Origin of the sequence: Mycobacterium sp. Marseille-P9652 (assembly GCF_902652685.1) — a bacterium.
Taxonomy (GTDB): Bacteria; Actinomycetota; Actinomycetes; order Mycobacteriales; family Mycobacteriaceae; genus Mycobacterium.
Map to the genome: position 1 here is coordinate 16,856 of NZ_CACRUY010000025.1, position 13,092 is coordinate 29,947.

The window sequence follows — 13,092 nt, forward strand, 5'->3', positions numbered from 1 at the left end:
GGCGTCAGTCTGGCAGCGGTGCTTGCACACCGGGCGCGCAATTGACGTCCGAGACGTGAACGCCGAACCACGGGACGGCGTTGCGGTGACAGAAATAGAGTGCCGCCCGTCTCGGATCGTGGGGCTACGCGGGAGCCGCCGCGAATACATTCCGGTGATGAAACCGACCACGTTCGATGTCGACGGCCGGAAGGTTCACGCGATCGCCGCCGGCGACGGCGAGCCGGTGCTGCTCCTGCACGGCTATCCGCAGAGCGCGTCCTGCTGGCGCCACCAGATCCCGGCGCTGGCCGCCGATCATCGCGTCGTGGCGCCCGACTGGCCCGGCTTCGGGCGATCCGAGCCACCGGCCACGCCGCCGACCTACGACAACGAAGTCGACAGGCTCGAACGGCTCGTGCGGCGGCTCGGGTGGGAACGGTTCAATCTGTGCGCGCACGACTACGGCGGCTTCGTCGGGCTCGGTTACGCCATCCGCCACCCCGAACGGGTACTGCGGCTCGCGCTGCTCAACACCCGCGCGCACGGGATCTTCCGCCCGTCGTTCTATCGCTTCTCGGCGGGGCAGCACCGGATCGCGACGAGCCCCCTGCTGTCGGCCGCCGCGCGACGCCTGCCGCTGGCGGGGCTGCACCACGTGGCCCTGGCCCGCTACCGGCGGATCGGCTGCTTCGACACCGCGCTGGAAGGCGAATACCTGGGCTGGATGAGCACCCCGCGGGGGAGGCGCACGTACTGGGAGTTCTTCGCCCACTACCCGGTGCCCGCCGTCGGATGGCTGGGTGACGGGCTGGCGACCCTGCGGTGCCCCGTGTCGGTCATCTGGGGCGACCGCGATCCCTACATCCCGTTCGCCACCGCGCGCGAGCTGGCCGGCCGCATCCCGGGTGCGACGCTGACCCGCCTGGACGGCGCCGACCACTACGTCATGGAGGAACGCCCCCGGGAGGTGAGCGACGCGCTGACGAGCCTGCTGAGCCGCCCTGTCGCCGAGGACGCCGAATCCGCTAACCGGTGACGGTCATCTGGTCGTCGCCGCTGGCCCACGACCGGGTGAACAGATCGATCGGCACCCGCTCGTCGCGGCCGTCCTCGCTTCCGCTGTCGTTGAGGTGCACGAGGCCGGCCGCGGTGTCGACGCCCGTGACCACCACCGCGTGGTTGGCCTCGGGCTTGCCGTCGGGCGTCCAATCTTCGACCGGCTCACCCCAGATGACTTCGGAGTTGACCGCGACGATCACCTTGCGGCCCAACGCCAGATCCCGCTCGAGGGCCGCGATCCCCGTTGGGACGCCCGTTCGCGTGGCGCTGCTCCCGTCGGTGCTGACGGCATGAATGCCGTAGTGCCCCAACAGGACCGGCTCGTCGTCGAACGACGTGCCGCTTCCGGGCTTGCGCTTCTTCGGCTTGGTGTACACGGGACCGGGGTGGACGCTGCTCGGGATCGACTGCGCCACCCGGACGATGGCCTGCTCCGAGGGCTGGTGGCCGGTCAGTTCGCCGACCACGTCGGCGACCGCCATCTCGACGCAGTCGTCGTCGTACTGCTGGTAGCGCCAGAACGGGGCGGCCACGACGGGGTCCCCGTAGAGGGTGCCCGTCGGGCTCGGTGCGTCCGGAGCGGCGCGCGCCGCGCCCGTCACCGAAACGAGCGCCGCCGCACCGGCCAGCGCCAGCGCGCCGGCGGTTCCGATGAGGCGGGCGCCCGTCATGCGCTGTCTATCTGCGCAGCGCGGCCCCGCGTTACCCGCCTAGTGCGCGCCCGAGAGGTTCAGCGTGACGACGCCGGCGATGATCAGCGCCACGCCGACGACCTTGGCCACCGACACCGGGGAGCCCAGGAACACGACGGCGATCAACACGATGGCGGCCGTGCCGATCGCCGACCACAACGCGTAGGCGACATCGGTCTGCATCCCGCGCGAGATCGACCACGCCAGCAGCGCGAACGAGACCGCGTAGCCGGCCAGGCAGATGACGGTCGGCCACAGCCGCGTGAACCCCTCCGTGCGCTTGAGCAGGCTGGTGGCCGCAACCTCGGCGAAGATCGCACACAGGAGGAACAGATAGGTCAACGCGACTCCTTGGTCGAGAGGTACAGCTACGTATCTACACAACCGCGGTCGACTTCTGCCCACGGGCCGATCGACGGAGCCGCACCGTAACGTCTGACCGGTGACGGAAACTCTCGAACGTCGCCTCGGGCGCCTGGCCCCCGTCGTCGTCAGCCTGTTCCGGTCGGTCTACGGCTTCCTGTTCGCCGCGTGCGGCTCGATGATCCTGTTCGGGTGGCCCCTTCGGCCGCCGGCGCCCGTCGCGGCCGGAACCTGGCCCGTTTGGTACGCCGGCCTGATCGAGTTGGTCGCCGGCGCGCTGATCGCCGTGGGGTTGTTCACCCGCGCCGCGGCGTTCGTCGCCTCCGGTGAGATGGCGGTCGCGTACTTCTGGATACACCAGCCGCGGTCGCTGTGGCCGATCGCGGAGCCGCCCGCCGGCAACGGCGGGCTCCCGTCGATCCTGTTCTGCATCGGGTTCTTCCTGCTGGTGTTCGCCGGGGGCGGCAGTCTGGCGGTCGACGCCCTGCGGCGACGCCGCTGAGGCGAGCCGCGGGTCGCTACAACTCGCAGTGTTGGTGCGGTTCGGCATCGAAGCATGTCACCGTCCCGTAGGGGCACCGGGGCAGCTCGTCATGGCCGTAGTTGCGCCAGCCCTTCCGGAGCAACTTCCTGGCGAGGTAGCGCGCCGCCGTCACCGCCCTGGCCTTCTCGGGGGCCGGGTAGAGGCGGGGGTTGTCGTAGGCGTCGTAGATGTCCTCGGCGAGCCTGTCGATCAGTTCGATGACGATCGGTGGTGTGGCCATGACATCGGGGATTCCCGGTCTTTGGGCCCGCGGAAACTCCGGCGTTCCTCCGCGTGCCTATACTCCGATAACCGCGTTCTCCGATTAGGAGAGGCCATTTCCGGCGGGAAGGATGTGGACATGGGCGCTGGCCGGCCGTGCGACGGAATGGTGGCGCTGGTGACCGGAAGCAGCAGGGGGCTGGGGAAGGCGATCGCCGCCCGGCTCGCCGCCGCCGGCGCCACGGTGGCGCTGACCGCCCGCACCATGGATCCCGATCCCAAGTACCAGGGCTCGCTGAGGCAGACGTGTGACGAGATCGTCGCCGCCGGCGGTCGCGCGGTCGCGGTCCAGGCCGACCTGTCTCAGTCAGAAGACCGCGCAAGGCTTTTCGTTGATGTGGTGAGCGCCGTCGGCGCCCCCGACATCCTGGTGAACAACGCCGCCGTCACGTTTCTGCGGCCGCTCGACGGCTTCCCCGAGCGCCGGGTGCGGTTGATGATGGAGATGCACGTCATCGCGCCGCTGCACCTGAGCCAGTTGGCGATTCCCGCCATGCGCGAGCGGGGACGCGGCTGGATCCTGAACCTCACGTCGGTCGGGGGTGACCTGCCGCCCGGCCCGCCGTTCTCCGACTTCGACCGGTCCGCGGGGTTCGGCGTCTACGGGACCGCCAAGGCCGCCCTGAACCGGCTCACGAAAAGCCTTGCGGCCGAACTGTACGACGACGGCATCGCCGTCAACGCCGCGGCCCCGTCGAACCCGGTCGCGACCCCCGGCGCGGGCGCCCTCGACCTGGCCAAGACCGACACCGAGGACATCGAACTGATCACCGAAACCGCCTTCCGGTTGTGCACGGGCGACCCGAAGGTCATGACCGGGCGCATCGCGCACACCCAGCCCTTCCTCGCCGAGGTGGGCTGGTCCGCGGCGGCCCGCTGAATGGCGGGGATCGCCGGGCTGCGCCGCAGGCTCGCGGCCGCCGGCGTCACCGATCTGTCCCCGATGCCCGGGGGCGCGTCCAGCCTGACGTTCAAGGGTTCGCGCGACGGCCGCGCCGTGGTGATCAAGGTGGCTCCGCCCGGCGTCGAGCCGATCGGGCACCGCGACGTGTTCCGTCAGGCCCGCATCATGAAAGCCCTTGCAGCGACGCCGGTTCCGGTTCCCGAGGTGCTCTGGGAGGACGCGGGAAGCCCGCCGCTGTTCGTGATGTCGCGCGTCGAGGGGGAGTGCACCGAACCGCTATTCGACGGGTGCGTGCCCGGCGAGGTTCTCGCCGACCGCTACCGCGAGGCGTGCCGGACCATGGCCACGCTGCACAACCTTTCTCCGGCCGGCCTGGGCCTGGGTGACGAACCGGTGATCGACCCGGCGGCGGAGGTGCACCGCTGGTGTGCCACGCTGCGGACCGTCGACCCGGCGCTGGTGCCGGGATGGGAGAGCGCGCGCGACGCGCTATTGTCCTGCGCGCCAACGGCTGTCGGGCCGAGTGTGGTGCACGGCGACTTCCGGCTGGGCAACCTGATCGCCGTCGGGCCGCGCGTCGCTGCGGTCATCGACTGGGAGATCTGGTCGATCGGCGACCCGCGCATCGACGCGGGCTGGTTCCTCATCAACTGCGATCCCGAGACCTATCAACGGGTTCCGGAGTCGGCCGGCCTGGCGCCACCGACGGCCGAGCTCGCCGAGGACTACCGGGGCGCGCTGGCCGCGGACGTCGCCGACCTGGCCTGGTTCACCGCGTTGGCGTGCTTCAAGTCGGCGGCGACATGGTCGCTCATCGTCAAGCACAACAGGCGACGGCCCGCCCCGAGAGAAGATCTGGAGGCCATGGCCGCCACCCTGCCGACGCTGTTGGACCGCGCGCGGTCGACGCTGGATTGAGCTAGTGGCAACGCACGTACGTGTTCTCGCAGTACATCCCGGTACCGCCCCAGGCCTTCGAGGGGCGGCCTTCGTCGTGCGTATCGACGAATGTGTCCGGCGTCTCGGTCAACACATTGTCGATGATGGGGCTGGCGGGGCCGACAGGGTTGGCGGGGTCGTCGGCCCTCGCCATGCCGGAGCCCGCGGTCAGGGCCAGCACGCCCATCGCACCGGCCAGGATGCCGGATCCGAATGTCTGACGCTTCATCGCGCGCTCCCTGCCGTTGATGTCAGTGCGAGAAGTCTAGCGCCGGCCGGGCCCTGCCGGGCTCACGATTTGATCGCTTGCCGAGCGGCATCGCGTAACGATCACGAACCGGCAACGAGTTCGGTTTGTGTGCAGGCAAATTCCGCACCGCTGTCTGCGCGGCGCTTACGGTGTCGCGCGTGAGGCCGATAGCCGGGGTCGTTCGTCGCGCTGCGGTTGTCGCCGTGTGTGTCGTGCTGTCGGTCGGCCTCTCGGTCGGCAAAGCGCCGGCGACGGCCGCTGACCCGGAACCCGACATCGTCGCACCGGCGGCGTCCACCCAGGCCGAGGGCGGCGTGGCGTCGAATCCCCCCGCGATCCTCAACACGCCCGACGGGTGGACCCTGGGCCTGGGCGCCAAGGACGAGGCGCAACTTCCCGTGGCGCCGCTGACCACCGCCCTCTCCTCCCGCGAATACTTGGCCAGCGGCACGTTCGTCGGCTCGCTGATAGGACCGGAGCAGCCCCGGGGCGTCCTCGAGGTGGGCTATGAGATCGGCTGCGGCATCGACATGAGCACGTCCAACGGCGTCACCATGGGTGGTAGCGCCGGCGTCACCCCGGGCCTCGGCCTGGCGGGTGCGTTCACCGGCACGCTGACCCCAGTGCCGATCATCACGACACCGGTCAACGGGGTGATCACCGTGGGGCTCAAGCCGGGCATCGTGGTCGTGGTGCCGGTGGTCAAGAAGGACTTCAAGGGCCCGAGCCCCTGGGTGATGATCAGCAACTTCCACGTCAAGATCGACGGGTGCGTCGGCCAGTCGTTCATCCGCTCGTACGCGACCTTGACGCGGGTGACCGACCAATCCGACGTGGTGCTCTCCTACGTCGGCGTGACGAAGGCCGTCTGACGAGCCCGATGGTGGCGACCCACCGCGCCCGGTCCCCCGCAAGCGGGTGGGGTCCCCGCGGAGCTGGGGAGTGCCCCCAACGCCTTGCTTGTGATCGCCGCTGGCCCGATGGTGGCGACCCACCGCGCCCGGCTACGCCGCGCTTGTGATCGCCACTAGCGCGGGATGCCGGCCAGCCTGTCGGCGAACTTCGCCTCGGCCGCGGCCCGCAACCGGAGCAGGTGTTCGGAGGGAAACAGGTCGGGGGCGGGTGAGCGGTCCTTGAGCAGGAGCCGGGCCAGCGTCACCTTGTGCACCTCGGTGGGGCCGTCGGCCAGGCCGAGCACGAACGACTCCACCAGGTACTGCACGAACGGCATCTCGTGCGTGGTGCCCAACGAGCCGTGCAGTTGCAGCGCCCGCGCCGACACGTCGTGCAACACCTTCTGCATCATCGCCTTCACCGCGGAGATGTCGGCCCGTACCGCGTGATAGTCGTTGAATTGGTCGATCTTCCAGGCGGTTTGGAGCGTGAGCAGCCGGAAGGCCTCGATTTCCATCCACGAGTCGGCGACCACCTCCTGGACCAGCTGCTTGTTGGCCAACACCTCGCCCTGGGTGTAACGCGACACCGCCCGCTCGCAGATCATGTCGAAGATCCGTCGCACCAGCCCGACGGTGCGCATCGCGTGGTGAATCCGCCCGCCGCCCAGGCGAGTCTGCGCGACGACGAAGGCCCCGCCGCGCGGGCCCAGCATGTGGTCGGCGGGCACCCGGACGTTGTCGTACCGGACGTAGCCCTCGCGCCCGCCGCCACCAAGCGGCTGGTATCCCAGGCCGACGTCGCGCAGCACGTTGATGCCCGGGGTGTCGCCGGGAACGACGAACATCGAGTACCGCTCGTACGGCGGCGCCTCGGGGTCGGTCATCGCCATCACGATGAGGAACGACGCCATCGACGCGAACGACGAAAACCACTTCTCCCCGTTGATGACCCAGTGATCGCCGTCGGGCACCGCCGTGGTGGAGAACACCTTGGGGTCGGCGCCGCCCTGCGGCTCGGTCATCGAAAAACACGACACGATGCGGTTGTCCAGCAGCGGCTCGAGGTAGCGCGCCTTAAGTTCCGGGGTGCCGTAGTGGGCGAGGATCTCGCTGTTGCCGGAGTCGGGCGCCTGGGACCCGAACACGATGGGCGCGCATTCCGACCGGCCGAGAATCTCGTTGAGCAGCGCGAGCTTCACCTGACCGTATCCCGGGCCGCCCAGGTGCGGGCCGAGGTGGGTGGCCCACAGGCCGCGCTCCTTGACGACCCGCTGCAGCGGCGGGATCAGCGCCTGACGCACCGGGTCGTTCAGGTCGTGGGATTCCTTGACGATCAGGTCGATCGGCTCGCACTCCTCGCGCACGAACTCCTCGACCCATTTCAGCTGCGCCGCCCACTCCGGGTCGGTGGAGAAGTCCCACGACATGTTTCGTCCCTTTCAGCCTCGTGACCAGGTGGCCCGGCGGGCCGCCGCCTCGTCGGTCGCGTGCGCGATCACCTGGTTGCGGTTCTCCAGTTCCAGCGCCGACGCCAGGCTCGCGGCGTCCGTGTTCACCTGCAGCGCGCGCTTCGTCAATTGGGCGCCGAGCGGGGCCAGGCCCGCGATCAGCGAGGCCAGCTCGAGCGCGCGGCCTTGCAACCCGTCGGGAGCGGTGACCTCGCTGACCAGGCCGCGCCGATCGGCCTCGGCGGCCGACACCGTGCGCCCGGTCAGCATCCAGTCGGCGGCGACGCTGGTTCCGACGACGCGGGGCAGGTGATAGCTCATGCCCATCTCGGCGCCCGAGAGCCCCAGGAGGATGGCGGCGTTGCCGAAAGAGGCGGCGTCCGAACAGATCCTGATGTCGGCCGCGAGGCACAACGCGAAGCCGGCGCCGACGCACGGTCCGTTGACCGCGGCGATCACCGGTTGCGGCATCGCGCGGACGGCCTCGGTGAGGCCGGCCATCGCCTCCTGGAAGCGCATCCGGTCGAGCGCGGGGGCGGAGGCCTCCGGCACGCCGGGCCCGAAATCGCGCAGATCGATCCCCGCGCAGAAACCGCGGCCCGCCCCGGTGAGCACGACCGCGCGCACCGATGGGTCGCGGCCCAGTTCGCCGCAGGCGCGCAGCAGTTCGTCGCGCATGGCCTCGTTGATCGCGTTCAGCCGTTCGGGCCGGTTCAGGCGTGCCACGACGACGCCGTCGCGCGGCCGTTCGAGTTCCAGCGGGTTGGGCACGGTCGACGGTCTCCTTCGATCCGCCCCCGATCGTAATGCGTCTCTCCACATCGGAGAACTGCCCTCTCCGAATTCGCGAAGGCAGGCAGGGAAGAGGTGGCTACGACTCCAGGTCGAGCGCGGCGCCCACCAGGGCGAGGTGGCTCAGGCCCTGCGGCAGGTTGCCCATGAAGGCGTGCCCGTCGCGGTCGAACCGTCTTCGGCGACCAGCGCCACCGTGCGGCCGTCGCCGATCGGCGCATAGCTGCGCATCGCGACGAAACCGTCTGTGCGATAGGGTGATTCGTTCGGCGCCGATGTTTCCGGGTCTAGCTCGGGGACCGACACAACCGGACGTGTTCCGGGCGGTCACCGCAGGTAATCAGTTTGCGGACCGGCGCATAACGGCGCGCGCAGCGGGTAGCCCGCGGGTCATGACGAAGATCGGATACTTCCTGTCCTGCGAGCAGTACAGCCCGAAAGAACTTGTGGACCAGGCCAAGCGCGCGGAGGCCGCCGGCTTCGACGCGCTGTGGATCTCCGACCACTTCCACCCGTGGAACGACGAGCAGGGGCAGAGCCCGTTCGTCTGGGGTGTCATCGGCGCCCTCTCCGAGGCGACCTCGCTGCCCGTCAGCACGGCCGTCACCTGCCCCACCTTCCGGACGCACCCGGCGATCATCGCGCAGGCGTCGGCCACGGCGGCCGTCCAGTTCGACGGTCGCTTCGTGCTCGGCGTGGGCAGCGGCGAGGCGCTCAACGAGCACATCCTGGGCGACCCGTGGCCGTCCGTCGGCGTGCGCCTGGAGATGCTGGAGGAGGCGGTCGAGGTGATCCGCAAGCTCCACAAGGGTGGCGAGGTCAGCCACCACGGCGAGCACTACGAGGTGCAGGAGGCCCGCATCTACACGCTGCCCGAGCAGCCGGTGCCCATCTACGTCTCCGGGTTCGGCCCGCAGGCCGCCGAGCTGGCGGGACGCATCGGCGACGGGTACGTCCTGGTGATGCCGGAGGCCGACCTGGTGACGGCCTTCCGCGAGTCGGGCGGGGGCGACAAGCCGGTGCAGGCCGGCGCCAAGGTCAGCTGGGACACCGACGCCGACGCGGCGCTGAAGGTCGCCCACCGCCTGTGGGGTAACGACGCGCTCCCGGGGCAGTCGGCGCAGACCCTGCCGCGGCCCAAGGACTTCGAAGCCCTCATGTCGCTCGTCACGCCGGAGCAGGTGGCGCAGGCCATCACCTGCGGGCCCGATCCGGACACGCACGTCGCGAAGGTGCGCGAGTACATCGACGCCGACATCGACGAGGTCTACGTGCAGCAGATCGGCCCGGACAAGGAGGGCTTCTTCGCGGCGTACGAGCGCGACGTGCTGCCGCAACTGCGCGGCTAGGAGTCTGACTCGAAGTCGGTCCCGCTGGTGAGCTCCTCCCACTGCGCGATCTCGTTCGCGCGTTGCTCGGTGACGTACCGGTAGATCGCCAGCGCGTCGGGTCCCAGCAGCAGGAAGCCGGGCGGCTCGGGCGCCTGGACGGCCGCGATGATGGCGGCAGCGGCCTTGGCGGGGTCGCCGGACTGCGTGCCGTGCATCGTGTCGTGCTCCTTGCGGCGCCGCCCGGCGGTGCCTGCGTAGTCGTCGATGACCGTCGCCGACTACGCGAGCGAGCGCCCGGCGAAGTCGGTGCGGAAGGCGCCCGGCTCCACCACCGTCACGGAGATGCCCAGCGGCGCAACCTCACCGCGCAGCGCGCCGCTCATGCCTTCCATGGCGGCCTTGGCCGCTGCGTAGTAGCCGGATCCCACCGGCGTCACCTGCGCCCCGATCGACGAGATGTTGACGATCGCGCCGCTGCGGCGCGCCCGCATGCCGGGCAGCACGGCCTTGATCATCGCGACCGTGCCGAAGAAGTGCGTGTCGAACAGGGCGCGGACGTCGGCGTCGGCGCCCTCCTCCACCGCGGCGCGATACCCGTAGCCGGCGTTGTTCACCAGCACGTCCACCCCCTCGAACCGCTCGTGCGCCCGCTGCAGCGCCCGGGCGACCTGAGCCGGTTGCGTGACGTCGAGCGCGACGGCGAGTGCCCGTTCGGGCGCCGTTTCGGCGAGGTCCGCCACCGTGGCGGCGTCGCGCGCCGTCACCACCGCGTTGTGGCCCGCGCCCAGGACGGCCTCGGCCAGCGCGCGCCCCAGCCCGGTGGAGCATCCGGTGATCAGCCAGGTCGACATGGCGGTGTCCCTTTCTTTCGATCGCAGACGAACGGCTGCATCGTCAACTATCGTCGATCTCGGCAATGATCAGGCACTGGTGAAGGGAACAGACGGTGAGGACGCTCGAAGGCGTTCTGGTCCGGCACCCGTTTTTCGCCGGGATGGACCCGCGCTACCTGCAGTCGGTGGTCGGATGCGCGGCCAACGTGCGCTACGCCGCCGGTGAACTGGTTCTGCGCGAGGGCGAGCCCGCCGATCACTTCTACCTCATCCGGTCCGGCAAGATCGCGCTCGAAACCCACGTGCCGGGCCGCGGCGGCCTGACGGTGCAGACCCTCGGAGAGGGCGACATCCTGGGCTGGTCGTGGTTGGTGCCGCCGTACAACTCGCGCTTCGACGCGCGCGCCATCGACCCCACACGCGCGATCGGCTTCGACGGAAAGTGCCTGCGCGGAAAGTGCGAACAGGACCACGAACTCGGTTACGAGCTGCAGAAGCGGGTCATCGCGGTCCTCGGCGAGCATCTCGACGCGACGAGGTTCCGGCTGCTCGACATCTATGCCGACGCGATCTGACCGCTCGCGCGGCCAAAAGCGTTGCGCGGCAAGCTAACCGGAGAACGCCGGGCCGTCGAAGCGGTCGCGGGTGACGAACTCGCCGACCGGCCGGCGGCGCAGCTTCGTCAGTTGCCGCACCGGTCTTCCGAGCGGGACCACCGCGGCGACGGCGTGGCCGTCGGGAATGCCCAACAGCCCCCGCACTTCATCCTCTTCGGCGATGGCCATGGTGGTGATCGTTCCGCCGAAGCCCTCGTTGCGCGCCGCCAGCAGGACGTTCCACACCAGCGGATACACCGACGCCCCGCCGGCCAACCCGACGCGGTCCAAGTCCTGGTCGATCGCGGCGACCACGCTCAGGTCGACCGAAAACACAAGCACCACAGCGGCATTCACGATCGGCGCGACGAACGTGTCGGGGACCTGCGTCTGGTCGATGACGTCCTGTGGCACGCCGGTGGGATGGACGGAGTTCCAGGGGTTCTCGCCGGCCTGCAGCTGGGCGAAATAGCGCCTCGCGGCCCCGGCGCCGAGTTCGGCGAGCCGGCGGCGGTCCTGCGGATCGCGCACCACGGTGACGTGGACGCCTTGGCGGTTGCCGCCGCTGGGAGCGAACCGCGCGTTGTCGAAGATGCGCCACAGCACGTCGTCGGGCAGCGGGTCGCCGGTGAACTCGCGCGCGGCGAAGGTCGTCCGCATCACCTCGTAGAGGTCCATCGCGTCAGGCGCTCGCCGGGGCGCACCGCTCGAGGCGGAAGGTGCGCTCGTATCCCGCGGGCCGGGTGGTCAGCGTCACCTCGACCGCGCCGGTGGGGGCGATGACGTAGCGCTCCTCGACGTCGGGTCCGTCGTTCCAGCGGCCGACCGGCTGACGGCGCAGGTCGTCGCGGTCGGCCAGCGTCGGGTCGAACGGGAACAGCACCGGGTCGTACGGGGTGACGTCGCCGTCGGGCCGCCCGTTGACGAGCCGGCTGCACTCCACGAAGCGGAAGTGGCCGATGTTGTGCGCCGCCCGGTAGGTGCGCCTGACCACCAGGGGCGCCTGGCCGTCGGCCGGGAGCGCGACGTCCTTGCACACGATCGGGTCGAACACCACATCGGCGCCGGCCTCCGCCTCGCGGAAAACCCCGAAGTTCCGCGAAAAACGTTCGGACAACGCGAAACCGGCTTCCTGGTCGAGGAACACGGCCAGCCCGATGGCCGTCGCCGCGAAGGGGTGCGGCGAGCGTTTCACCCGCTTGTCGCCGAAGGCGCTGCGCAGCATCCGGGAAACCAGCGGAAAGCTTCCGGCGCCGCCCACCACGTAGATGCCGGCGACCTCCGCCCAGGTGACGTCGCGCAGCACCCGATCGAGCAGGCGCGCGGTCTTGTCGACCAGCGGCGCGCAGACGGCGTAGACGTCATCGACCGGGCAGGAGAACGGCGGCCGGTCCACCGCCGAGAGGTCCATGAGGAAGCGGCGGGTCTGCGGGCCGATCGCCTCCTTGCGGGCCGCGCATTCCTCCCGCAGCACCTCGCGGGTTGCGGCGTCCACCTCCGGCACCCCGGAGCGCGACAGCGCGAGCTCGAGGATCGCCTCGTCGAAATCGTCGCCGCCGAGGCGCTGGATGCCCTCGCTGACCACGACCTCGTGGGCGTGGCCGGTCATCCTCAGCAGGGACGCGTCGAACGTTCCGCCGCCGAGGTCGTAGACCAGGACGTGCTCCCGCCTGGCGGTGATGGTCGAGCGGTACCGGTGCGCGTACTCCAGGCTGGCGGCGGAGGGCTCGTTGAGCAGCGCGACCACGTGAAAACCCGCGGCCAGGAAGGCATCCAGCGTCAGGAGGCGCTGGGCGCTCGAGGCGTTGGCCGGCACGCTGATCGCGGCCTCGAGGGGCTCACCGGGGGAGAGGATGGCGTTCGAGCGACGCTCGAGGTCGTCCTTCAGCGCGGCCAGAAACCCGGTGAGGAGCTCGGCCAGCCGATGACTGCGCCCGGCAAGCGTCACCTCCGTCTGCGGCCCGGCCTCGTTGAGCAGGCGCTTGAACGACCGCAACACCGACCACCCCGGCTCGTGCCGGACGGCCGCGGCGTCCGGTCCGAAGCGCAGGTCCCCGTCGGCATTGGCGGCGATCAGCGACGGCCACGTGTCCGCACCGTCGAAGGACACGACGGGGTAGTTGCCCCGGTCGACGGCCGCGACGACGGTGTGGGTGGTGCCGAAGTCGATACCGACTCTCATCGCGCAATCTTAGGACCGCG

General features: G+C 70.1%; 15 protein-coding genes and 1 pseudogene. 7 read left to right on the plus strand and 9 right to left on the minus strand.

Annotation, left to right across the window (positions count from 1 at the left end; all coding sequences use genetic code 11):
• Positions 1-157 precede the first annotated feature (157 nt).
• The gene (locus GPY60_RS14615) at positions 158-1,018 is read left to right on the plus strand and encodes an alpha/beta fold hydrolase (protein WP_156688388.1); all 861 of its coding nucleotides are present in this window, start codon (positions 158-160) and stop codon (positions 1,016-1,018) included.
• Here GPY60_RS14615 and GPY60_RS14620 read toward each other — a convergent pair.
• Together GPY60_RS14620 and GPY60_RS14625 are read right to left on the minus strand one after the other, a co-directional pair.
• Positions 1,008-1,712 carry a hypothetical protein gene (locus GPY60_RS14620; protein WP_156688389.1) on the minus strand — a complete coding sequence of 235 codons (705 nt, stop codon included), beginning with the start codon at positions 1,710-1,712 and terminating at the stop codon, positions 1,008-1,010. The genes GPY60_RS14615 and GPY60_RS14620 overlap by 11 nt on opposite strands.
• Positions 1,713-1,751: 39 nt before the next feature.
• Positions 1,752-2,075 (minus strand): DMT family transporter, encoded by a 324-nt coding sequence (locus tag GPY60_RS14625; protein ID WP_156688390.1) that lies wholly within the window; start codon positions 2,073-2,075, stop codon positions 1,752-1,754.
• A gap of 100 nt (positions 2,076-2,175) precedes the next feature.
• On the opposite strand from GPY60_RS14625, the gene GPY60_RS14630 reads away from it, so the two are divergent.
• Positions 2,176-2,598 (plus strand): DoxX family protein, encoded by a 423-nt coding sequence (locus tag GPY60_RS14630; RefSeq protein ID WP_156688391.1) that lies wholly within the window; start codon positions 2,176-2,178, stop codon positions 2,596-2,598.
• A gap of 16 nt (positions 2,599-2,614) precedes the next feature.
• Here GPY60_RS14630 and GPY60_RS14635 read toward each other — a convergent pair whose 3' ends face one another.
• Complete coding sequence (locus tag GPY60_RS14635) at positions 2,615-2,860, minus strand: hypothetical protein (protein ID WP_156688392.1); 246 nt, start codon at positions 2,858-2,860, stop codon at positions 2,615-2,617.
• A 120-nt stretch (positions 2,861-2,980) separates the two neighbouring features.
• Between GPY60_RS14635 and GPY60_RS14640 the strand changes: the two genes are divergently transcribed.
• Positions 2,981-3,781, plus strand: coding sequence for an SDR family NAD(P)-dependent oxidoreductase (locus GPY60_RS14640; RefSeq protein WP_156688393.1), 801 nt, complete (start codon positions 2,981-2,983; stop codon positions 3,779-3,781).
• Positions 3,782-4,723, plus strand: a complete 942-nt coding sequence (locus GPY60_RS14645) for a phosphotransferase family protein (protein ID WP_156688394.1) — start codon at positions 3,782-3,784, stop codon at positions 4,721-4,723.
• A 1-nt stretch (position 4,724) separates the two neighbouring features.
• On the opposite strand, the gene GPY60_RS14650 is transcribed toward GPY60_RS14645, so the two are convergent.
• Positions 4,725-4,973: a hypothetical protein gene (locus GPY60_RS14650; RefSeq protein ID WP_156688395.1), complete on the minus strand. Its 249-nt coding sequence runs from the start codon at positions 4,971-4,973 to the stop codon at positions 4,725-4,727.
• A 224-nt stretch (positions 4,974-5,197) separates the two neighbouring features.
• Here GPY60_RS14650 and GPY60_RS14655 point away from each other — a divergent pair, with 224 nt between their 5' ends.
• Entirely contained in the window at positions 5,198-5,866 is a 669-nt protein-coding gene (locus tag GPY60_RS14655) for an MspA family porin (RefSeq protein ID WP_231639661.1), read from the plus strand.
• A gap of 155 nt (positions 5,867-6,021) precedes the next feature.
• On the opposite strand, the gene GPY60_RS14660 is transcribed toward GPY60_RS14655, so the two are convergent.
• Both GPY60_RS14660 and GPY60_RS14665 read right to left on the minus strand, forming a co-directional pair.
• Positions 6,022-7,317, minus strand: coding sequence for an acyl-CoA dehydrogenase family protein (locus tag GPY60_RS14660; RefSeq protein ID WP_156688396.1), 1,296 nt, complete (start codon positions 7,315-7,317; stop codon positions 6,022-6,024).
• A 12-nt stretch (positions 7,318-7,329) separates the two neighbouring features.
• On the minus strand, positions 7,330-8,160 hold the full coding sequence (locus GPY60_RS14665; RefSeq protein ID WP_156688397.1) for an enoyl-CoA hydratase/isomerase family protein: 831 nt from the start codon (positions 8,158-8,160) through the stop codon (positions 7,330-7,332).
• Positions 8,161-8,522: 362 nt separating this feature from the next.
• On the opposite strand from GPY60_RS14665, the gene GPY60_RS14670 reads away from it, so the two are divergent.
• Positions 8,523-9,479 carry an LLM class F420-dependent oxidoreductase gene (locus GPY60_RS14670; RefSeq protein WP_156688398.1) on the plus strand — a complete coding sequence of 319 codons (957 nt, stop codon included), beginning with the start codon at positions 8,523-8,525 and terminating at the stop codon, positions 9,477-9,479.
• On the opposite strand, the pseudogene GPY60_RS14675 reads toward GPY60_RS14670, so the two are convergent.
• Positions 9,476-10,312, minus strand: a pseudogene (locus tag GPY60_RS14675) (oxidoreductase). The gene GPY60_RS14670 and the pseudogene GPY60_RS14675 overlap by 4 nt on opposite strands.
• A 95-nt stretch (positions 10,313-10,407) precedes the next feature.
• Between GPY60_RS14675 and GPY60_RS14680 the strand changes: the two are divergent.
• A complete protein-coding gene (locus GPY60_RS14680) occupies positions 10,408-10,869 on the plus strand; it encodes a cyclic nucleotide-binding domain-containing protein (protein ID WP_156688399.1) in 462 nt (153 codons plus the stop codon).
• Between the two features lie 33 nt (positions 10,870-10,902).
• On the opposite strand, the gene GPY60_RS14685 is transcribed toward GPY60_RS14680, so the two are convergent.
• The gene (locus tag GPY60_RS14685; RefSeq protein WP_156688400.1) at positions 10,903-11,568 is read right to left on the minus strand and encodes a nitroreductase family protein; all 666 of its coding nucleotides are present in this window, start codon (positions 11,566-11,568) and stop codon (positions 10,903-10,905) included.
• Positions 11,569-11,572: 4 nt separating this feature from the next.
• Positions 11,573-13,072 (minus strand): Hsp70 family protein, encoded by a 1,500-nt coding sequence (locus GPY60_RS14690; protein WP_156688401.1) that lies wholly within the window; start codon positions 13,070-13,072, stop codon positions 11,573-11,575.
• Between the last annotated feature and the right edge of the window lie 20 nt (positions 13,073-13,092).